Origin of the sequence: Blastomonas aquatica (assembly GCF_014639875.1) — a bacterium.
GTDB classification, from domain to species: domain Bacteria; phylum Pseudomonadota; class Alphaproteobacteria; order Sphingomonadales; family Sphingomonadaceae; genus Blastomonas; species Blastomonas aquatica.
Window position 1 is genome coordinate 138,825 of record NZ_BMGD01000006.1, and the last position, 19,753, is coordinate 158,577.

Genomic DNA, 19,753 nt, shown 5'->3' on the forward strand with positions numbered 1-19,753 from the left:
TCCGAACCGTGCGGGAGATGGCCCTATATTACTTGGAGATCGTGCTGACAACCCCAGAACCGACGGTCCGACCACCTTCGCGAATTGCGAAGCGCAGACCCGGATCCATAGCGATCGGTGCAATCAGCTTGACGCCGATCGTCACGTTGTCGCCCGGCATCACCATTTCCGTGCCCTCAGGCAGAACAACTTCACCGGTCACGTCGGTGGTGCGGAAGTAGAACTGCGGACGGTAGTTGGCGAAGAACGGCGTGTGACGGCCGCCTTCGTCCTTCGACAGAACGTAGACTTCTGCGTTGAACTCGGTGTGCGGCGTAACCGAACCGGGCTTGCAGAGAACCTGACCACGCTCAACGTCTTCACGAGCAACGCCGCGAACCAGTGCACCGATGTTGTCGCCAGCCATGCCCTGGTCGAGCAGCTTGCGGAACATTTCAACGCCGGTCACGACGGTCTTGCGGGTGTCCTTGAGGCCGACGATTTCGACTTCTTCACCAACCTTGACGATACCCGATTCAACGCGGCCGGTCACAACCGTACCACGACCCGAGATCGAGAACACGTCTTCGACGGGCATCAGGAACGGACGGTCGATCGGACGTGCGGGCTGCGGGATGAACTCGTCCACGGCCTTCATAAGGGCGTAGATCGATTCCTTGCCGATTGCATCATCACGGCCTTCGAGTGCGGCCAGAGCCGAACCCTTGACGATGGGGATGTCGTCGCCCGGGAAATCGTAAGAGCTCAGCAGCTCGCGCACTTCCAGTTCAACCAGTTCGAGGATTTCTTCGTCGTCGACCTGATCAACCTTGTTCATGTAAACGACCAGGGCAGGCACGCCGACCTGACGAGCAAGCAGGATGTGCTCGCGGGTCTGGGGCATCGGGCCGTCAGCAGCGTTCACAACCAGGATGGCGCCGTCCATCTGCGCAGCACCGGTGATCATGTTCTTCACATAGTCAGCGTGGCCGGGGCAATCGACGTGCGCATAGTGGCGTGCTTCGGTTTCATATTCGACGTGTGCGGTCGAAATGGTGATGCCGCGCTCGCGCTCTTCAGGAGCCTTGTCGATGTTCGCATAATCGGTGAATGTTGCGCCACCGGTTTCAGCCAGCACCTTGGTGATAGCTGCGGTCAGCGTGGTCTTGCCATGGTCGACGTGACCAATGGTACCGATATTGCAGTGCGGCTTGTTCCGCTCAAATTTAGCCTTAGCCATTTTTTCCTACCTTCGTTCTTTTACTATCTATGGATAGTCCGCGCCGCGCTCTGGCGAGACTGCCCGAAACTGTCAACACCCAATTGAGAGCCCGTGGCGCCAGAGGCGCGATTCGACGGGCTAAGGTCGAGCGCCTATAGCGACAATGCTCGGCTTATGCCAGCTTCTCCTTGACCTCGGCTGCGACATTCGCCGGAACCTCGTCATAGTGAGAGAACTGCATGGTGTACTGCGCACGTCCCTGAGTGAAGGAACGCAGCTGGTTCACGTAACCGAACATGTTTGCAAGCGGCACAACCGCTTCCACTGCCTGGGCATTGCCGCGCGTGTCGGTGCCCTGGATCTGGCCGCGGCGGCTGTTGAGATCGCCGATCACGTCGCCCAGATAATCTTCCGGGGTTACGACTTCGACCTTCATGATCGGCTCGAGCAGCTTGATGCCCGACTTCTGCGCCGCTTCACGCATAGCCGCACGACCTGCGATTTCGAACGCCAGCGCCGACGAGTCGACGTCATGGTACGCACCGTCGTACAGTTCGATTTCGAAGTCGATGATCGGGAAGCCGACCAGCGAACCCGAAGCTGCGGTTTCGCGCATGCCCTTCTCGACCGAAGGAATGTATTCCTTCGGAATGTTGCCGCCCTTGACGTTGTCGTTGAAGATGATGCCCGAACCGCGCTCGCCCGGCGTGACCTTGAACTTCACACGGCCGAACTGACCCGAACCACCCGACTGCTTCTTATGGGTATAATCGATATCCACGGCCTTGCCGAGATATTCACGATACGCCACCTGCGGTGCACCGACGTTGGCCTCAACCTTGAACTCGCGACGCATACGGTCGACGAGAATTTCAAGGTGAAGCTCGCCCATGCCCTTGATGATCGTCTGGCCGCTTTCGGCATCCGACGACACGCGGAACGAGGGATCTTCGCGTGCAAGACGATTGAGCGCGACGCCCATCTTTTCCTGGTCCGCCTTGGTCTTGGGTTCCACCGAAAGCTCGATCACGGGCTCGGGGAATTCCATCCGCTCCAGGATGATCGGTGCGTTCGTTGCACACAGCGTGTCACCGGTGGTGGTATCCTTGAGGCCTGCCAGAGCGACGATGTCGCCTGCGAACGCTTCCTGGATGTCTTCACGGCTGTTGGCATGCATCAGCAGCATGCGGCCAACCTTTTCCTTCTTGTCCTTCACCGAGTTGGTCACCGACGAAGCGGCTTCCAGCTTGCCCGAATAGATGCGGGCAAAGGTCAGCGTGCCGACGAACGGATCGTTCATGATCTTGAACGCCAGCGCCGAGAACGGGACCTCATCGGAGGACGGACGCTCATCCGGCGTCACGCCATCGAGCTTCAGACCCTGAATCGCGGGAACGTCGAGCGGCGAAGGCAGATAGTCGACGACGGCGTCGAGCAGGGGCTGGACGCCCTTGTTCTTGAACGCCGAACCGCAAACCACCGGAACGAATGCCATCTCGAGCGTGCCCTTGCGGATCAGCTTCTTGAGGTCGGCGGTGCTGGGCTCGTTGCCCTCGAGATAGGCTTCCATCAGCGCATCGTCGAGTTCCACAGCCATTTCGATCAGGTCGCTGCGATACTTGGCAGCCTTTTCCTTCAGGTCATCAGGGATTTCCTGATATTCGAACTTCGCACCCAGGCTTTCTTCGAGCCAGATGATCGCGCGGTTCTCGACCAGATCGACCAGGCCCTTGAAGCCGCCTTCGATGCCGATCGGCAGATACAGCACGGCCGGGCGAGCGCCCAGACGGTCGATGATCGACTGCACGCAGAAATAGAAATCCGCGCCGGTGCGATCCAGCTTGTTGATGAAGCACATGCGCGGCACGCCATACTTGTCCGCCTGGCGCCACACGGTTTCGGACTGCGGCTCAACGCCGGCAACGCCGTCGAAGCATGCGACCGCACCGTCGAGCACGCGCAGCGAACGTTCGACTTCAATCGTGAAGTCAACGTGGCCGGGGGTATCGATGATGTTGATCAGGTGCTCTTCGCCCTTGCCCTCTTCAGCGCGCCACTTGCAGGTGGTCGCAGCGGACGTGATCGTGATCCCGCGCTCCTGCTCTTGCTCCATCCAGTCCATCGTCGCGGTGCCTTCATGCACTTCGCCGATCTTGTAGGACTTGCCGGTGTAATAGAGGATACGCTCGGTCGTGGTGGTCTTGCCCGCATCGATATGAGCCATAATGCCGATATTGCGGTACTTTTCCAGGGGATGGCTGCGTGCCATGGTCATAAACTCCAAGTGTGGGGCGTAATTTGCCGCGCGCTATAATGAAGCCCCGGCGCTTTGGCCAGCGTGAATTGGGGCGATGCCACAGCGAGCATCAAATGCCTCTCCCGGAACGGGAGGAGGAAACTGAGCCCTGCCAGCAAGCCAGCGGGGGCGAAAATGCGAGAGAGGCAGGTCAGCACGCAATGTGCTCCCTGCCCTCGCCCACGCAGCGCCTGCGCGCTGCAATCCCCCTGCCCTAAGGCAGAGAGATCGTCTGATTACCAGCGATAGTGCGAGAAGGCACGGTTCGCTTCGGCCATGCGGTGCGTGTCTTCACGCTTCTTGACCGCATTGCCGCGATTGTTTGCAGCATCGAGCAGCTCGCCCGACAGACGCGCGGCCATGGTGGTTTCCGAGCGATTGCGCGCTGCGGAGATCAGCCAGCGGATGGCGAGAGCCTGGGCACGCTCGGGGCGCACTTCGACGGGAACCTGATAGGTCGCACCACCGACGCGGCGGCTGCGGACTTCGATGCCGGGCTTCACGTTGTTCAGCGCATCGTGGAACATCGGCAGCGGGTCGGCCTTGGCCTTGGCCTGCATGGTTTCCATGGCGCCATAAACGATCCGCTCTGCGACGGACTTCTTGCCGTCAAGCATCAGGTTGTTCATGAATTTCGAAAGCGTCAGATCACCGAACTTGGGATCGGGAAGAATGACGCGCTTTTCTGGACGACGACGACGTGACATATTGGATGACTCCTGAAAAAGGCGTGACCTTCAAACGGGGTGACCAGCACCCCGCGAGGATCACTTGGGCCGCTTGGCACCGTACTTGGAACGGCTCTGCTTGCGGTCCTTGACACCCTGGGTATCGAGAACGCCGCGCAGCACGTGGTAACGCACACCGGGAAGGTCGCGTACGCGGCCGCCGCGGATCAGCACAACCGAGTGCTCCTGCAGGTTGTGGCCTTCACCCGGAATGTAGGTGATGACTTCACGGCTGTTGGTCAGACGGACCTTAGCCACCTTGCGAAGCGCCGAGTTCGGCTTTTTCGGAGTCGTCGTATAGACACGGGTGCAAACGCCACGCTTCTGCGGGTTTGCATCCATTGCGGGTACCTTGGACTTCGCCTTCTGGGGTACCCGGCCCTTGCGGACCAGCTGGTTGATCGTTGGCATGTTTCTCTTCACCTGATTGGTATAAGGTAAGGTTACTCTGCCGCCCGATACGTGCCCGGTCCGTATTGCAACGGATCGATATGGTGGAGGCTCCGCCTTTTTCCCACCCGCACCTGACGCCAGTGTCTGCTTGGTTCTCCGGATGCCGGGCGCAATGCGTCCAGACATTCGGAAGCGCGGCCCTTAACTGCGAATCCTCGCGCGGTCAAGCCGCAGCGGACAATGGAGCCGCCTTTGACAGGATCGTGTTGCGCATACGGGACCATTCTTCAAAGTGCCAGAACTCGGGCCGTTCGGTGCCCAGGATCTGCACACCGCGATCAGGCACAACCGTGATTTCCTCCGGCGTCAGTTCCTGAAGCCTTGATGTGCAATAGAACGGCAGGACCCGGACCCCAGCGGGATCCTGGGCACAATTATCGACCACCAGCGCCAGCCGGTGATCGTTCAATCGCACCAGCCCGCCTGCCGGATACAGCCCCAGGCTGTTGATGAAGACCTGCATCAGCCGCTCGTCGAAGTGCCCCTCCCATTGCATCATGCGTCCCAGCGCGGTGCATGGGGTCCAGGGGTCCTTGTAAGGGCGATTCGATGTTACGGCGTCATAGACATCGCAGATCGCGCCCATGCGCGCGGCCATGCTGATTTCGCTGCCCTTGAGACCGAACGGATAACCCGACCCATCCATCTTCTCATGATGATGCAGGCACACATCGCGGGCGATATCGGGAATATCGCGATTGTTGCCGATCAGCGCATGTCCGCGCTCCGGGTGGCTGCGGATCGTCGTCATTTCATCGGCGGTCAGGCGCTCGGTCTTGTCGAGAATCATCTGCGGCACCGCCATCTTGCCGAGGTCGTGCAGCAGCCCTGCCACTCCCATCGACCGGATAGTTTCGTCGTCCAGATCGAGCTTGCGCGCAAAGTTGATCATCAACGTGCACACCGCAAGCGAGTGCATATAGGTGTATTCGTCCTTGGTCTTCAACTGGACCAGGCTGATCAGCGCCTTGCTGTTGCGCTCGACCGATTCGCGGATTTCATCGATCAGCGGCAGCACCTCGGGCAACTTCACCGCCTGCCCCAGCCGCGCCGATTCAAACATCGCGCCGACCTGCTGCTTCGATTTCTCGACGATCCGGACGGCCCGGCGGGTTTCCTGACGAAAACTGGTTTTGCGCGGCAGCGGCCTGGACGAAGCGTAGCGACTGGTGACCAAAACAGCCTTGCGCTGATAATCAGGTGTAGTGGCGACCGTCGGAGGCTCCGGTTCTGCCGGCGCGGCCCCGCGCTCGCTGTCGATGATCACCGCCGAGACATTGCTCGCGCGGATCTTGAGCACGTCGCCCTGATCGACCAGCAGGAATTTTTTGCGCCAGAACGGATGATCGAACCACGAGCCGACAAAGCCGTGGATGAACATGCCCGCCTTCACCTCGGCCGGTTTGATATGCTTCAACAACAGCCCGCCACCCGTCCATCGTCTGGCGCCGGGCCATCTTTGTTTGCAGTGTCGTTCACTGATGCCCCCCGGCTTACATACAATCGTTTTCGACACCGGTATCAGACATAAACATTAATGGCTGGTAAGCTCGCGACCGCCGCCAGAAAATGTTACAAAATGGCACTATTGCGCCAAATGTTGGCAACGATCAGCCAAGCGCCTTCTTCAGCAGCTCGTTAACCATCTGCGGATTGGCCTTGCCCTGCATTGCCTTCATCGTCTGACCGACAAAGAACCCGAACAAGGCCTCCTTGCCGCCACGATACTGCTCGACCTTGTCAGCGTTGTCAGCGAGAACCTTGGCGATCGCGGCATCGATGGCGCCGGTATCGGACGTCTGCTTGAGGCCGCGCGCCTCGACGATTGCGCCTGCCCCCTCGCCGGTTTCGAGCATGATCTCGAACACCTGCTTGGCGATGGTCCCCGAAATCGTACCGCCTGCAACCAGAGCCAGGAGCTCGGCGCCTGCGGCCGGGCTGACCGGGCTATCGTCGATCGTCTTGGCCATGCGGTTCAACGCGCCGTAGAGCTCGGACAGCAGCCAGTTCGCCGCAGCCTTGGCGACTTCGGCTTCGGGCTTGCCCTGCGCCTTGGCGCTTTCGGTGAGCAGCGCCTCGAACCAGCGCGCAGTTTCCGCCTCGGCGGTCAGTACCGCAGCGTTGTACGCAGACAGGCCCAGCTCGCTCTCGTACCGCTTGCGCTTGGCATCGGGCAGTTCGGGCAGCGATGCCTTGCAGGCGTCAAGGAACGTGTCATCGAGCTCGAGCGGCAGGAGATCGGGATCGGGGAAGTAGCGATAATCATGCGCATCTTCCTTCGACCGCATCGAGCGGGTCTCGTTCTTGTCGGGATCGTACAGCCGCGTTTCCTGCACAATGGTGCCGCCGCTTTCGATCACGTCGACCTGACGGCTGGCTTCATGCTCGATCGTCGCCATCACATAGCGTACCGAGTTGACGTTCTTGGTCTCGGTGCGGGTGCCGAATTCGTCGCCGGGCTTGCGCACAGAAACGTTGACATCGGCGCGCATCGAGCCTTCTTCCATGTTGCCGTCGCACGAGCCGACATAGCGCAGGATCGAGCGCAATTTCTTGAGATACGCCCCGGCCTCTGCGGGCGAGCGCATGTCGGGCCGCGATACGATCTCCATCAGCGCGACTCCGCAGCGGTTGAGATCGACATACGACATCGTCGGGTGCTGATCATGCATCAGCTTGCCCGCGTCCTGCTCGAGATGCAGCCGTTCGATGCCGATCGTCTTGGTGTGCGCGTCAGGGTTCTTTTCGTCGAGGCTGATCTCGATCGCGCCTTCGCCGACGATCGGATGGTAGAGCTGGCTGATCTGATACCCCTGCGGCAGATCGGCGTAGAAATAATTCTTCCGATCGAACCGCGAGTAACGGTTGATCTGCGCGTTCAAGGCCATGCCGGTGCGTACCGCCTGGCGGACGCATTCGCCATTGGGCACCGGAAGCATGCCGGGCATCGCAGCATCGACGAGGCTCACCTGCGCATTGGGCTCTGCCCCAAAGGTGGTCGCCGCGCCCGAAAACAATTTGGCGTTGCTGGTCACCTGCGCATGCACCTCAAGGCCGATCACGACCTCCCACTCACCGGTGGCGCCCTGGATACGATAGGTTGATTCGGTCATTGTCACCACCACTGTGCCGGGCGCGCGGTAAAGCCCGCGCGTTCTTCGATTGCCAGACCTGCGTTCAGCACGCCCTGCTCGTCGAGCGGCTTGCCGATGATCTGCAGGCCAAGCGGCAGGCCCTGGCTGTCGAGACCGCCGGGGACAGACATGGCCGGCAATCCGGCAAGCGAGGCGGGAACTGCGAACACATCGTTGAGATACATCGCGATCGGATCGTCCGATTCCTGGCCGAGCGCGAACGCAGCGCTGGGAGCGGTCGGCGCGAGCAGCAGGTCGCAACTGTCCCAAACCCGCTCGAAATCGCGCGCGATCAACGTCCGCACTTTCTGCGCCTGGGTATAATAGGCGTCGTAGAAACCCGCCGACAGCACATAGGTGCCGATCATGATCCGGCGTTTGACCTCATGGCCAAAGCCCGCAGCGCGGGTCGCGGCGTACATGTCCTGCAATCCTGCGCCATCGGGCAGGTTGCGCTGGCCATAGCGCACGCCATCATAGCGCGCGAGGTTCGACGAGGCTTCGGCAGGTGCGATTATATAATAGGCCGGTAACGCATGCCGGGTGTGCGGGAGCGACACATCGACGATCTCGGCGCCCGCATCGCGCAGCCATTCGATACCCTTGTCCCAGACGGCAGCCACTTCGGCATCCATGCCATCGAGACGATATTCCTTCGGGATACCAACGCGCTTGCCCGTCAGATTGCTCGAGAGGCCCGCTTCCCAATGCGGCACGGGCAGGTCGAGCGAGGTCGAATCCTTGGGATCGAAGCCGCTCATCGCCTCGAGCATGATCGCGCAATCGCGCACGTCGCGCGCCATCGGCCCTGCCTGATCGAGCGACGAGGCAAAGGCGATGACGCCCCAGCGCGAACAGCGGCCATAAGTCGGCTTGATACCCGAGATACCGGTGAAGGCCGCAGGCTGGCGGATTGATCCACCGGTATCGGTGCCGGTCGCGCCGGGGCACAGCCGCGCCGAAACCGCCGCCGCGCTACCGCCCGAAGAGCCGCCGGGAGCCAGCGCTGCATTGCCGCCATCGTTGCGCCGCCAGGGCGAGATCACGTTGCCGAACGCGCTGGTCTCGTTCGATGACCCCATCGCGAACTGGTCCATGTTGAGCTTGCCCAGCATGCCAGCGCCTGCATCCCACAATTTCTGGCTGACGGTCGATTCGTAGGTCGGCTTGAAGCCATTGAGAATCTTGCTCGCCGAGCGCGCCTCGACGCCGACCGTACAGAACAAATCCTTCATGCCGATCGGCACGCCCGCCATGATCGGCAGGTCCTCGCCCGCGGCGCGCTTGGCGTCGATCGCATCGGCCGCGGCGAGCGCATGCTCGGGCGTATCGATCAGGAACGCGTTGAGCGCCTTGGCCGCAGCGACGTTGGCGTTGAAGGCGGTCGCCACTTCGCGCGCGCTGAAGGTGCCAGCGCGCACGCCGTTGCGGATGTCGGCGATGCCGAGGTCGGTCAGGTCGGTCATTCAATATGCTCCGGGGCGTACGACGCCTGAAACGTCAACGCTTGCTGCTTTTGTTCTGGATCCCGGATCGTACGCGGCTGCGCCGCTGTCCGGGATGATCGAGTGAAATCCTGCGGATTTCATTCGATCACTTTCGGCACGCCGAAAAACCCGTGCTCGGCAGCGGGCGCATTGGCCAGCACCTTGTCGCGGATGTCGCCGTCGGTGACGACATCGTCGCGCAAACGCAGCACGTTGGGTATCACCGCGGTCATCGGTTCGACGCCGGTGACATCGACCTCGCCCAATTGCTCCACCCAGCCCAGAATGCCGTTGAATTCGGGGACCATAGCCTCGATCTCGTCATCGCTCATCGCGATGCGGGCCAGGCTGGCGATTTTTTTGACGGTTTTGCTATCTACTGACATAGCCTGATCGGCTAGCACCCACCTGCCCGGCCTTCAAGCGGGCAAATGCTGCGGCTGCGTTATCGATGCTGTGATCAAACACCGCTGGCAGTGGCCGGGGCTCGCCCCTATATGCGCGGTTCGACTGGCCGCGCGATGGCCCGTCCCCGCCTGCCCCGGAGACAGTTTTTGGCCCGTAAGTTTCTGTATCTGATCGCGACGATCGTCTTCATTCTGGTTGCCGTCTTCGCTGCTTACCGCCTGTTTCCGCAGCAGATTTTCGCCGCTGCATTCGTTCCTTCGACCGAATTCGTCGCACCCGAGACGGTGAAAATGAGCGCCTATGCCGATCAGGAGATGTGGTTCTCCCGCCCCGAAATCACCGGTGCCGCCAACCCGTCGCTGTGGACGCCAGAGGGTTTCGCGCCCACCGCAGCGCCCAAGGTCGCTGTGTTCTACATCCACCCGACATCGTATATGAAACGCGAATTCTGGAACGCGCCGCTGGGTGACAAGGAATCGCAGGACCGGGCGCGGATCTTCTTGCGCAGCCAGGCCAGCGTGTTCAACGGCATCGGCGAGGTCTGGGCGCCGCGCTATCGCCAGGCCGCAATCGGCGCCTTCCTGACCGACAAGCCCGAAGCGCAGATGGCCTTCGACGCGGCGTATTCGGATGTGCTGGCGGCCTTTGACGAATTTCTTGAAGAAATCCCCGCGGACATGCCGATCATCATCGCCGGGCACAGCCAGGGCGCGCTGCATCTGACCACGCTGATGCGCCAGCGCGTCGTGACCCGCCCGCTCGCCGACCGGATCGTCGCAGCCTATGTCGTCGGCTGGCCGGTTTCGCTGACCACCGATCTGCTGGCACTGGGCCTGCCCGCGTGCAGCGATCCTGAGCAGACGGGCTGCATGCTATCGTGGCAGAGCTTCGGCGAACCGGCCGAGCCCAACCTGATCCTCTCGGTCTATGACATCAGCATCGGGTTCAACGGCGAGCTTCGCGGCACATCGCCGATGCTGTGCGTCAACCCGCTCACCGGGGTGATGGGCGACGAGGCGGCTGCCGACGCGAATATCGGCACGCTGGTTCCCAATGACGCGCTCACCGATGGCGTCATCACCCCCGCGATCGTGCCCGCGCGCTGCGATGAGCGCGGTTTGCTGCTGCTGGGTGGAGAGCCGCAGATGGGCAATTACGTGCTGCCCGGCAACAATTATCACGTGTATGATTATCCGCTGTTCTGGGCGAATATCCGCGCGGATGCCGAGCGGAGGGTCGCGGCATTTCTGGCGCGCTGATCACGACGAAACCTGCGGAATTCCGCGAGGCGCTGCCCGATGGCGGACGGCTGATCGGGCTCGATGTCGGCAGCAAGACCATCGGCACCGCGTTCTGCGATGCCGGGTGGATCTTTGCGACCGCCGCCAAGACGATCAAGCGTGCCAAGTTCAGCAAGGACAAGGAACAGATCGAGCAATTGGTGCGCGATCAGTTCATCGTCGGGCTGGTGATCGGGCTGCCGCTCAACATGGACAGCACCGACAGCCCGCAGACGCAAAGCGTGCGTGCCTTTGCGCGCAACATCTCGGTGCTGGGCCTGCCGATCCTGCTGCAGGACGAACGCTGGTCGACCCAGGCAGTGGAGCGCGCGCTGATCGACGCCGACGTCAGCCGCGCCAAGCGCGCCGAGCGAGTCGATTCGGCGGCCGCAGCCTTCATCCTGCAGGGCGCGATCGATTCGCTGGTAGGTTGATAGGCGTGCGCTTCAGATCAAGCCTCAGCGCAGAAAATCACCGGAAGTTATCAGCATAGGCCTGGATTTTCAGGCGGCGCGGAGGTGTCGTTTCGATCCGCGCTTCAATGCCGTATTTGTCGGCATAGGCTTTGGCCGCATCCGCATCCGGGAAACGCAGGCTGATCTGCTGGCGCGTATCGCCAGACCCCGCCCAACCGGTCAGCGGATCAGGCTTCTTCGCCTCGGCTGGCTCGAACTCGAGCACCCACAGATCGGTGAGCGCGCGGCCCGACTGCATGGGGTTCTTGGTGCGCTGAAAAATGCGTGCGGCCATTGGTTGTCGTCCCGGGAAATCTGTTTCGCTGCCCATGCTACAAGGCGCAGGGGCGGGTCAAGCACGGTGTGGGTGGATGGGGTGCTCTCTCCCCTCCCCGTTTTCCGGCGAAAGCCGGAATCCAGAGCGGCTGCAGCGCAACATCGCCCCTGGGCTCCGGCTTTCGCTGGAGAACGGAATCAGCTTTGAGCCTCTCCCACGCGCCGTTCAAATCCCCTGGCGCTTCTTCGTCGCCAGGCTCGCCGCCGCCTCCCAAGGCGCATCGGGCCAGTGATGGCGCGGGTACCGGCCGCGCATGTCCTTGGCGACGTCGCGCCAGCTGCCGCGCCAGAAGCCGGGCAGATCGCGGGTGGTCTGGATCGGGCGACCTGCAGGCGAGGTCAGCGAGAGCACAAGCGGGATGCGGTCCCGCCCCACCACCGGGTGATCGTCGAGCCCATAAAGCGCCTGCACGCGCAACTCGACGGTCGGCCCTGCGGTGGCGGAATAGTCGATGGCGTGGCGGGTGCCTGCGGGACTGGCGAACTCCGGCGGCGCTACCCGGTCGATCGTCTGCGCCATATCCCAGCCGAGCAGGCCCTGCAGCGCGTTGTGCAGATTCCCCGGTGTCGCCGCTGCCAGCGAGCGGTGCCCGGCAAGCACAGGCGCGAGCCAGTCCTCAAGGCTCGCGAGCAGCGTGGTGTCGTCGAGCACTGCGATCCCGGCGAACCTTGCCCGCTGCCGCAAGGCGTGCGCCTTGTCGCCCCAGTGAAGCAGGTCCAGCCCATGTTCGCGCACCCCGCCGATCAGCGCAGCGCACAACGCCTCGGGCGAAGGCGCAGGGTCAGGCCCGCTCGCCAGCCGGATGGCGCCGAGCCTGCGTTCGAGCCGGGCCTCGGCGCGGCGTTCTGCGAGCGCAAAGTTGCAGCGGCTCACCCGTTCGATTCGCGCCAGGAGATGCGTTTCGACATCGGCCGGATCGAGCGCCATCGCGCCCAATATGCGGGCATCGGCGGCTTTGCCCTGCACCTCGCCAATCGCCAGCCAATCAGCGGTGATCAGCGATGACGCAGAATCGAGCCGAAAGCTGCGCCCGCCCGCGCTGGCCCAGGCCTCGCCCGTTGCATCGCGGCGCTTGGCCACCCGATCAGGAAACGCCAGCGTCAACAGGATCGCAGGCGGAAGGTCGGCAGCTTGCACTTCGCGTACCTGTCGCTCTCCAAGTTGCGCCCAACGCTGCGCGAGCTTGCGTGACTTGGACGCCCGCTCTCCCCGGTCGGAACGCCAGCGCATCAGCCGCGCATCGAGATCCTCGCCCTGCCCGCCCAGCCCACGCTCCTGGCACAGCAAGGCAATCTCCGCCGCCAGCAAGGCGACGCCTGCACGCGCGCCGCACAGCACCATATGCGCCAGATGCGGCGGCAGCGGCAACGCGGCGATCGCGCGGCCATTCAGGGTGATCGCGCCGCTACCATCCACCGCATCGAGCGCCTGCAGCCGCTTGCGCGCTTCGGCGAGCAGCGGCGCAGGCGGCGGATCGAGCCAGTTGAGCCGGAGCGGGTCGCTCTCTCCCCAGGCGGCGCATTGCAGCACCAGAGGTGCCAGATCACTGTCGAGGATCTCGGGCGGATCGAAGCGCGGCAGCCCCCCGGTCGCAGCCTCCTCCCAAAGCCGATAGGCGACGCCCGGCCCTTGGCGTGCGGCGCGGCCAGCACGCTGGGTCGCCGCCGCCTGGCTGGCGCGTTCGGTCACCAGACGGGTGGTGGCCGCGAGCGGATCGTAGCGCGCGCGCCGCGCCATGCCGCTGTCGACGACGATCCGCACGCCATCGATGGTCAGGCTGGTCTCGGCGATGCTGGTGGCGAGGATGACCTTGCGGCGACCATCGGGATCGCGCCGGATGGCCGCGCGCTGCTCGGGCGGGGTCAGCGTGCCGTGCAATGGCAGCACCGCGATGGCATCGCCCAATCCGGCGAGCCGTTCCTGCGTCCGCGCGATCTCGGCGACCCCGGGGAAAAAGGCGAGCACATCCCCCTGCTCCTCACGCAGCGCGGTACGGATCGCCTGCGCCATTGCATCTTCCAGCCGCTGTTCGCCGCGCCGCCCCAGATAGTGCAGGTCGAGCGGGTGCGAGCGGCCCTCGCTCTCGATCACCGGCGCATCGCCCATCAGCCCGGAAAAGCGCGCGCCATCGAGCGTCGCCGACATCGCGAGCAGTTTCAGGTCGGGCCGGAACGCTCCCTGCGCCTCAAGCGCCAGCGCAAGGCCGAAATCGCTGTCGAGGCTGCGCTCGTGCACTTCGTCGAACAGCACCGCCGAGACCCCCACCAGCTCGGGATCGGCCTGGATGCGGTTGACGAAGATCCCTTCGGTGAGCACCAGCACGCGGGTTGCCGCACTGCTCTTGCTGTCCATCCGGGTGGCATAGCCGATCGTCTGGCCGACGGCCTCGCCCGCCAGTTCCGCCATCCGTTCGGCAGCGGCACGCGCGGCGAGGCGGCGTGGCGACAGCAGCAGGATCTGCCCGGTGCACCACGACTGGCCCAGCAAGGCCGGCGCGACCGATGTGGTCTTGCCCGCGCCCGGTGGGGCGACGAGGACGGCGTTGGGGTCGGTCGCCAGCGCGGCGATCAAGTCCGGGAGGACGGCATGGATCGGGAGGTTAGCCACGCTCGCCTCCGCTGTCCGTTTGTCCCGAGCCCTTCGGCTGGCTGGCAAGCCAGCCGCCCGGGATAAACTTCCCGGCCATGCCGGGAAGTCGAGGGACGTACACGCTGCCGATTGCGGACACGTCCCTCGACTTCGCTCGGGAACTCGGGGAAGGTTGCATTTACTGGTAAACCCCCAGCCCGAGCCTGCCGCGCATCATCCAGCGCCCGACCATCAGCACCGAGACCACCGCAAGCCCCGCTGCGAGCCCGATCCACACCCCGATACCGTCCCAGCCCAGGTTGAACGCAAAGAACCAGGCGGTTCCCATGCCGACCACCCAGTATCCGAAGGCGGCGAAGATCATCGGCCAGCGGGTGTCCTGCAATCCGCGCAGCACGCCTGCGCCCACCGCCTGCACCGCATCGACCAGCTGGAAGATCGCCGCAACCACGATGAAGCCGAGCGCCAGCTGAAACGCCACCGCAGCGGTCGCATCGGCAGGATCGATGAACAACCCGACCAGAAATTCCGGAAACGCGGTCATGAGCGCCGACATCACGCATGCCGCAATCACCCCGACACCCAAAGCCGCCCAGCCCGCGCGCGATGCTGCCACCGCGTCACGCCGTCCATGATGGAGCCCGACGCGCACCGTCGCGGCCTGCGACAGGCTGAACGGCACCATGAAGGCGAAGGAGGCGATCTGGATCGCCACCGCGTGTGCGGCGAGCGAGTCGCGGCTGATCAGCCCCATCAGGAACGCTGCCGCGCTGAAGATCGCGACCTCGAAGGCAAAGGTGATCGCGATCGGCAGGCCCAGCCGGAACAGTCCGGCAAAGCGCGGCCAGTCAGCGACCCAGAACCGCCCGAAGAGGCGATAGCGGCGGAACGGCTTTACCGTGCTGACGACCAGCGCCATGACGATGAACAGCGTGCAGTTGGCGATCAGGTTGGCATAGGCTGCGCCCATCAGCCCCATCTCGGGAAAACCCAGGTTGCCGAACACCAGCGCCCAGCAGGCGATCAGATTGACCCCGACGCCGCACAACGTGACGATCACCCCCCAAATCGGCCGCTCGAGCGCCGAGACGTATAGCCTCAGCACGAACTGCAGCAGCCAGGGCAGCAGCCCCCACATCGCCACCCGCATGAACTGCCCCGCATCGCGCGACAGATCAGGCTGTTGCCCCATCGCGAGGAACAGGCTCTCGGCCTGCCACAACACAGCCCAGATCGGAATGCTCGCCGCCAGGGCGACCCAGAAGCCCTGCCGCACCGTCCGCCGGATATCGCGCACCGAATGCCCGCGCCGCCCGCGCTCGGAGGCGATCATCGGTGAGGCTGCGGTCATCAGCCCCATGCCGAATGTGCCGCACGCAAAATACAGGTTCACCGCCAGCGCTGCTGCTGCGAGCGCCTGCACGCTGTAGCGGCCCAGAATGATCACCTCGGTGGTGTGGATCGCCATCTGCGCAAGATTGCCCAGCACCAAAGGCCCGGCGAGCAGCAGCAGCGCGCGGATTTCGATCCGCAACGAAGCGGGCCGGGCATCGGCAGGAATGGAGGTGGCTGAAAGCGCCGTCATTTGACTGAAACTCGATAAACCGGGACTGCCCGGTGATTCGGGTCAGCCGGGTTCAATAACCTCTTGCGATGGCAAACTCGACCGTTTCGATCAGCGCCGCCTTGGCCTTGCCACTGGGGAAGCCAGCGATCGCATCGATAGCGCGCTGGCCGAAGTGGCGGGCGCGGTCGAGTGTCAGATCGATGGCGTTGTGACGGCGGAGAAGATCGGTCGCATGCGCAAGATCAGTGTCCGATGTCAGATGCCCGATGATCGCGGCTTCCCAGAACTTGCGTTCCTCAGGGGTGCCGTGCGCATACGCCAGGATGACCGGCAGCGTGACCTTGCCATCGCGAAAATCATCGCCGACGTCCTTGCCCATCTTTGCGGCGTCCGAGACATAATCGATCGCATCATCGACCAGCTGGAAGGCAATCCCCAGATTGCGGCCATAAGCATCGAGCGCGAGTTCGTCGGCTTCGTTGCGCTCTGCCACCACCGCTGAGATCCGACAGGCGGCGGCGAACAACGCTGCGGTCTTGGCGCCGATGATCGCGAGATAGCGTTCTTCGCTGGTCTCGATCTGGCGCTGCGCGGTGAGCTGATCGACCTCGCCCTCGGCGATGATCGCCGATGCACCCGACAGGATCTTGAGCACCTTGAGCGAGCCATCCTCGACCATCAATTCGAACGAGCGGCTGAACAGGAAATCGCCGACCAGCACCGTGGCCGGGTTACCGAAAATCAGGTTCGCGGCCTTCTTGCCGCGGCGCATGTCCGATCCATCGACGACGTCATCGTGCAGCAGCGTCGCGGTGTGGATGAACTCCACCGCCGCTGCCAATTTGTAATGCCGGGTTCCGGGATAATCGAGCAGCCGCGCGCACGCCAGCGTCAGCATCGGCCGCATACGCTTGCCGCCGCCTGCGATCAGATGCCCTGCGAGCTCGGGAATCAGCGGAATTTTCGACTGCATCCGGTCCAGAATCACGCTGTTTACGGCGTTCATATCCTGGGCAACAAGCGCCATGATCGGATCAAGGCTGGGAACGGGGGCAGGCGCGCTGCCAGGGCGGCCGATCGGGTGGATAGTCGCTGTCATGGGTTGCGATGTGGCAATCCGCATGGCTTAAGGCAAGCGCAAAGCGCAGCGGTGATGTGATCCGTAGCGTGATTCCGGTCCCGTTGCGGACACCTTAGCTGATAGGGCTTTACCGTTATGGCGCACGATCCCGTCCTGGCCGCTTTCCGGCAAAGCATCGACAATATCGATGCTGCGCTCATCTTCATGCTCGCCGAGCGCTTCAAGATCACCAAGGCGGTGGGCGAATACAAAGCCAAGACCGCCCTGCCCCCTGCCGATCCCGGCCGCGAGGACCAGCAGATCGCGCGGATGAAGCGGCTGGCGGTCGATGCCGATCTCGACCCGGATTTTTCGGAGAAGTTTCTGCGCTTCGTGATCGACGAGGTGATCCGGCATCATGAAAAGATCAGGGACGCTGGGTAAATTAAGCTTTCAAAATCCTCGCCCGGAACGGGGAGGTGGCAGCCCGCAGGGCTGACGGAGGGGAAGCGGGGTTGCACACGGGCCGCACTGCTGTGCAATCCCGCTTCCCCTCCACCACTTCGTGGTTCCCCTCCCCTTGCAGGGGAGGATTTGGGCCACCCTACCCCGCCCTCGGCAGCCTCAACCGCACCAATAGCCCGCCGAGGTCCTCGCTCTCGTCGAGCTCGACCAGCCCGCCATAAATCTCCGCAACATCGCGCACGATAGCGAGACCCAGCCCGGTCCCCGGCTTGCCCGTATCCAGCCGCGCACCGCGATCGAAGATCCGCACGCGTTCGATTTCGGGGATGCCGGTGCCGTCGTCCTCGATCCAGATGTCGACTAGCTTGGGGTCGGCCGATCCTTTGGGATCAATCGTCACGAAAACGCTACCACCGCCGTATTTGCCGGCATTCTCAACCAGATTGCCGAGCATTTCCTCAAGATCCTGCCGTTCGATCGCGACCATCGCGGTCTTGCTGCCATCCAGATCACAGCGGATATGCGGATATAACCGCGACACCGCGCGTTCCACCGCCTGCGCGCTTTCCCACACATTGGCCCGGGCAAGCGCCTGGCCCCGCCGGCCGACCGCGCGCGCACGCGCCAGATGGTGATCGACCTGGCGGCGCATCACCGCGGCTTCGCGGATCACGGTATCGGCAAGGTCATCGGCGCGCGCGGTGGCGCTGTTCATCACGACTGTCAGCGGGGTCTTGAGCGCGTGCGCCAGATTCCCCGCATGACGCCGCGCCTCTTCGGCCTGCTTTTCATTATGCTCTAGCAGCGCGTTCAATTCCTCGACCATCGGCATCACCTCGATTGGCATCGGATCGCGCACCCGGTCCATCTTGCCGGTGCGCATGCCCTGGATCGCCTCGCGCACCTTGCGCAGCGGCCATAGCCCGTACAGCGTCTGCAACGCGGCAAGGATGATCAGCCCCAGCGCCAGCAAGGCAAAGCTATAGGTCAGCGTCTGGCGCAGCTGACGGATCTGCATGTCCATTGCATCGCGCGATTGCGCCACCACGAAGCGCCAGCGCACCTTGGATCCGGGCAGATAGATCGACTGTTCGATGATCCGAAGTTCGGCATCGGCAAATTGCTCGGAATTGTAGATATGCGGCTCGCGGTCAGCGTGCGCGGTCTCTATCCGCAGCGCGCGATCCCACAATGAGCGCGAGGTGAAATCGGCATGGCCCGCGCCGCTGATCTGCCAGTAGAGCCCGCTGTTGGGTTCCAGGAAGCGCTGATCGCCGAGCGGTCGGTTGAAGAACACCTCGCCATCGGGGCCGATTTCCGCCGAAGAGATCATCGCGGTGAGCACATATTCGAGCTGGTCGTCGAAGCTCGTGGTGACGGTGTTGGTCAGGATGCGGTCGAGCGCGAGCCCGCCGCCGAGCAGCAGCACGAAGATCCATGCCGCAGCAATGCCGATCATCCGGCGGCTGAGCGATCCGGTGTTGGGCAGAGGCGCCACAGCGGGCGATGCCGCCTCTGCCACAGGAAGATCAGCCGACGGCACGCTCTGCCGGGTCTTCGAGGCTATAGCCGAGCCCGCGGATCGTGGTGATCACGTCCGAACCCAGCTTCTTGCGGATACGCGTCACGAACACCTCGATGGTGTTCGAATCGCGGTCGAAATCCTGGTCGTAGATATGCTCGATCAGCTCGGTCCGGCTGATCACCTTGCCCTTGTGGTGGAGCAGGTACGACAGCAATTTGTACTCCTGCGCGGTCAGCTTCACCGGCTCGCCGTTCAGCGAAACCTTGCCCGAACGGGTATCCAGCCGCACATCGCCCGCCGTCAGCTCGCTCGACGCATTGCCAGAGGCACGGCGGATCAGCGCGCGCAGACGTGCGATCAGCTCTTCGGTCTGGAACGGCTTGGCAAGATAATCATCCGCGCCCGCATCGAGCCCTGCGACCTTGTCGGACCAGCTGTCGCGCGCGGTCAGCACCAGCACGGGGAAGGTGCGGCCTTCCTTGCGCCACATGCCCAGCACGGTCAGCCCGTCGATTTCGGGCAGGCCGAGGTCGAGGATAACCGCGTCGTAATCCTCGGTAGCCCCCATGAAATGACCGTCTTCGCCGTCGACCGACAGATCGACAGCATAGCCCGTGGCTTCGAGCGTGGACTTGAGCTGTTTGCCGAGAGTGGGTTCATCCTCGACGATCAGAACGCGCATGGGCAACTCCTGCAAAATGGGCTGGGAAGCGGCGATGAGGCTGCCTGACCTTCCGTACAGCGCCCCATATCGGGCAAAACGGCTGG

Annotated in this window: 17 protein-coding genes; 3 read left to right on the plus strand and 14 right to left on the minus strand. The window is 63.1% G+C overall.

Annotated features, from left to right (window positions below):
- Positions 1–28 precede the first annotated feature (28 nt).
- The 8 genes from tuf to gatC form a co-directional block, all read right to left on the minus strand.
- Positions 29–1,219 (minus strand): elongation factor Tu, encoded by a 1,191-nt coding sequence (gene tuf / locus IEW00_RS15675; protein WP_188515362.1) that lies wholly within the window; start codon positions 1,217–1,219, stop codon positions 29–31.
- 154 nt (positions 1,220–1,373) lie between these two features.
- Entirely contained in the window at positions 1,374–3,470 is a 2,097-nt protein-coding gene (gene fusA / locus IEW00_RS15680) for an elongation factor G (protein ID WP_188515484.1), read from the minus strand.
- A gap of 263 nt (positions 3,471–3,733) precedes the next feature.
- Positions 3,734–4,204: a 30S ribosomal protein S7 gene (gene rpsG, locus IEW00_RS15685; protein WP_054134238.1), complete on the minus strand. Its 471-nt coding sequence runs from the start codon at positions 4,202–4,204 to the stop codon at positions 3,734–3,736.
- Positions 4,205–4,264: 60 nt separating this feature from the next.
- Positions 4,265–4,636: a 30S ribosomal protein S12 gene (gene rpsL, locus IEW00_RS15690; RefSeq protein WP_017670439.1), complete on the minus strand. Its 372-nt coding sequence runs from the start codon at positions 4,634–4,636 to the stop codon at positions 4,265–4,267.
- Between the two features lie 205 nt (positions 4,637–4,841).
- A complete protein-coding gene (locus IEW00_RS15695) occupies positions 4,842–6,095 on the minus strand; it encodes an HD-GYP domain-containing protein (RefSeq protein WP_188515363.1) in 1,254 nt (417 codons plus the stop codon).
- A gap of 193 nt (positions 6,096–6,288) precedes the next feature.
- Positions 6,289–7,791 carry an Asp-tRNA(Asn)/Glu-tRNA(Gln) amidotransferase subunit GatB gene (gene gatB, locus IEW00_RS15700; protein ID WP_188515364.1) on the minus strand — a complete coding sequence of 501 codons (1,503 nt, stop codon included), beginning with the start codon at positions 7,789–7,791 and terminating at the stop codon, positions 6,289–6,291.
- A 2-nt stretch (positions 7,792–7,793) separates the two neighbouring features.
- Entirely contained in the window at positions 7,794–9,278 is a 1,485-nt protein-coding gene (gene gatA / locus IEW00_RS15705) for an Asp-tRNA(Asn)/Glu-tRNA(Gln) amidotransferase subunit GatA (RefSeq protein WP_188515365.1), read from the minus strand.
- A gap of 119 nt (positions 9,279–9,397) precedes the next feature.
- On the minus strand, positions 9,398–9,685 hold the full coding sequence (gene gatC / locus IEW00_RS15710) for an Asp-tRNA(Asn)/Glu-tRNA(Gln) amidotransferase subunit GatC (protein ID WP_188515366.1): 288 nt from the start codon (positions 9,683–9,685) through the stop codon (positions 9,398–9,400).
- A gap of 168 nt (positions 9,686–9,853) precedes the next feature.
- Between gatC and IEW00_RS15715 the strand changes: the two genes are divergently transcribed.
- The gene (locus IEW00_RS15715) at positions 9,854–10,966 is read left to right on the plus strand and encodes a DUF3089 domain-containing protein (RefSeq protein ID WP_188515367.1); all 1,113 of its coding nucleotides are present in this window, start codon (positions 9,854–9,856) and stop codon (positions 10,964–10,966) included.
- Entirely contained in the window at positions 10,963–11,421 is a 459-nt protein-coding gene (gene ruvX, locus IEW00_RS15720) for a Holliday junction resolvase RuvX (protein WP_188515485.1), read from the plus strand. Before IEW00_RS15715 ends, ruvX begins: the two co-directional genes overlap by 4 nt.
- 37 nt (positions 11,422–11,458) lie before the next feature.
- On the opposite strand, the gene IEW00_RS15725 is transcribed toward ruvX, so the two are convergent.
- The 4 genes from IEW00_RS15725 to IEW00_RS15740 all read right to left on the minus strand — a co-directional run bounded on the left by IEW00_RS15725 (position 11,459) and on the right by IEW00_RS15740 (position 17,034).
- The gene (locus IEW00_RS15725) at positions 11,459–11,737 is read right to left on the minus strand and encodes an NADH dehydrogenase ubiquinone Fe-S protein 4 (protein WP_188515368.1); all 279 of its coding nucleotides are present in this window, start codon (positions 11,735–11,737) and stop codon (positions 11,459–11,461) included.
- 207 nt (positions 11,738–11,944) lie between these two features.
- Positions 11,945–14,386 carry an ATP-dependent helicase HrpB gene (gene hrpB / locus IEW00_RS15730; RefSeq protein WP_188515369.1) on the minus strand — a complete coding sequence of 814 codons (2,442 nt, stop codon included), beginning with the start codon at positions 14,384–14,386 and terminating at the stop codon, positions 11,945–11,947.
- A gap of 160 nt (positions 14,387–14,546) precedes the next feature.
- Positions 14,547–15,953 (minus strand): MATE family efflux transporter, encoded by a 1,407-nt coding sequence (locus IEW00_RS15735; RefSeq protein WP_188515370.1) that lies wholly within the window; start codon positions 15,951–15,953, stop codon positions 14,547–14,549.
- 52 nt (positions 15,954–16,005) lie between these two features.
- Entirely contained in the window at positions 16,006–17,034 is a 1,029-nt protein-coding gene (locus IEW00_RS15740; protein WP_188515371.1) for a polyprenyl synthetase family protein, read from the minus strand.
- Between the two features lie 117 nt (positions 17,035–17,151).
- On the opposite strand from IEW00_RS15740, the gene IEW00_RS15745 reads away from it, so the two are divergent.
- Complete coding sequence (locus tag IEW00_RS15745; RefSeq protein ID WP_188515372.1) at positions 17,152–17,439, plus strand: chorismate mutase; 288 nt, start codon at positions 17,152–17,154, stop codon at positions 17,437–17,439.
- Positions 17,440–17,599: 160 nt separating this feature from the next.
- Here the strand turns inward: IEW00_RS15745 and IEW00_RS15750 are convergent, their stop codons facing one another.
- A complete protein-coding gene (locus IEW00_RS15750) occupies positions 17,600–18,919 on the minus strand; it encodes a sensor histidine kinase (protein WP_188515486.1) in 1,320 nt (439 codons plus the stop codon).
- Between the two features lie 70 nt (positions 18,920–18,989).
- Positions 18,990–19,667, minus strand: coding sequence for a response regulator transcription factor (locus tag IEW00_RS15755; RefSeq protein WP_188515373.1), 678 nt, complete (start codon positions 19,665–19,667; stop codon positions 18,990–18,992).
- Positions 19,668–19,753 lie beyond the last annotated feature (86 nt).

Coding starts and splice junctions, on each gene's coding strand:
- gatC (WP_188515366.1), bottom strand. CDS start 9,685: ATGTCAGTAGATAGCAAAACCGTCAAAAAAATCGCCAGCCTGGCCCGC.
- rpsL (WP_017670439.1), bottom strand. CDS start 4,636: ATGCCAACGATCAACCAGCTGGTCCGCAAGGGCCGGGTACCCCAGAAG.
- IEW00_RS15750 (WP_188515486.1), bottom strand. CDS start 18,919: ATGATCGGCATTGCTGCGGCATGGATCTTCGTGCTGCTGCTCGGCGGC.
- IEW00_RS15755 (WP_188515373.1), bottom strand. CDS start 19,667: ATGCGCGTTCTGATCGTCGAGGATGAACCCACTCTCGGCAAACAGCTC.
- fusA (WP_188515484.1), bottom strand. CDS start 3,470: ATGGCACGCAGCCATCCCCTGGAAAAGTACCGCAATATCGGCATTATG.
- IEW00_RS15740 (WP_188515371.1), bottom strand. CDS start 17,034: ATGACAGCGACTATCCACCCGATCGGCCGCCCTGGCAGCGCGCCTGCC.
- IEW00_RS15735 (WP_188515370.1), bottom strand. CDS start 15,953: ATGACGGCGCTTTCAGCCACCTCCATTCCTGCCGATGCCCGGCCCGCT.
- IEW00_RS15725 (WP_188515368.1), bottom strand. CDS start 11,737: ATGGCCGCACGCATTTTTCAGCGCACCAAGAACCCCATGCAGTCGGGC.
- gatA (WP_188515365.1), bottom strand. CDS start 9,278: ATGACCGACCTGACCGACCTCGGCATCGCCGACATCCGCAACGGCGTG.
- rpsG (WP_054134238.1), bottom strand. CDS start 4,204: ATGTCACGTCGTCGTCGTCCAGAAAAGCGCGTCATTCTTCCCGATCCC.
- tuf (WP_188515362.1), bottom strand. CDS start 1,219: ATGGCTAAGGCTAAATTTGAGCGGAACAAGCCGCACTGCAATATCGGT.
- IEW00_RS15745 (WP_188515372.1), top strand. CDS start 17,152: ATGGCGCACGATCCCGTCCTGGCCGCTTTCCGGCAAAGCATCGACAAT.
- gatB (WP_188515364.1), bottom strand. CDS start 7,791: ATGACCGAATCAACCTATCGTATCCAGGGCGCCACCGGTGAGTGGGAG.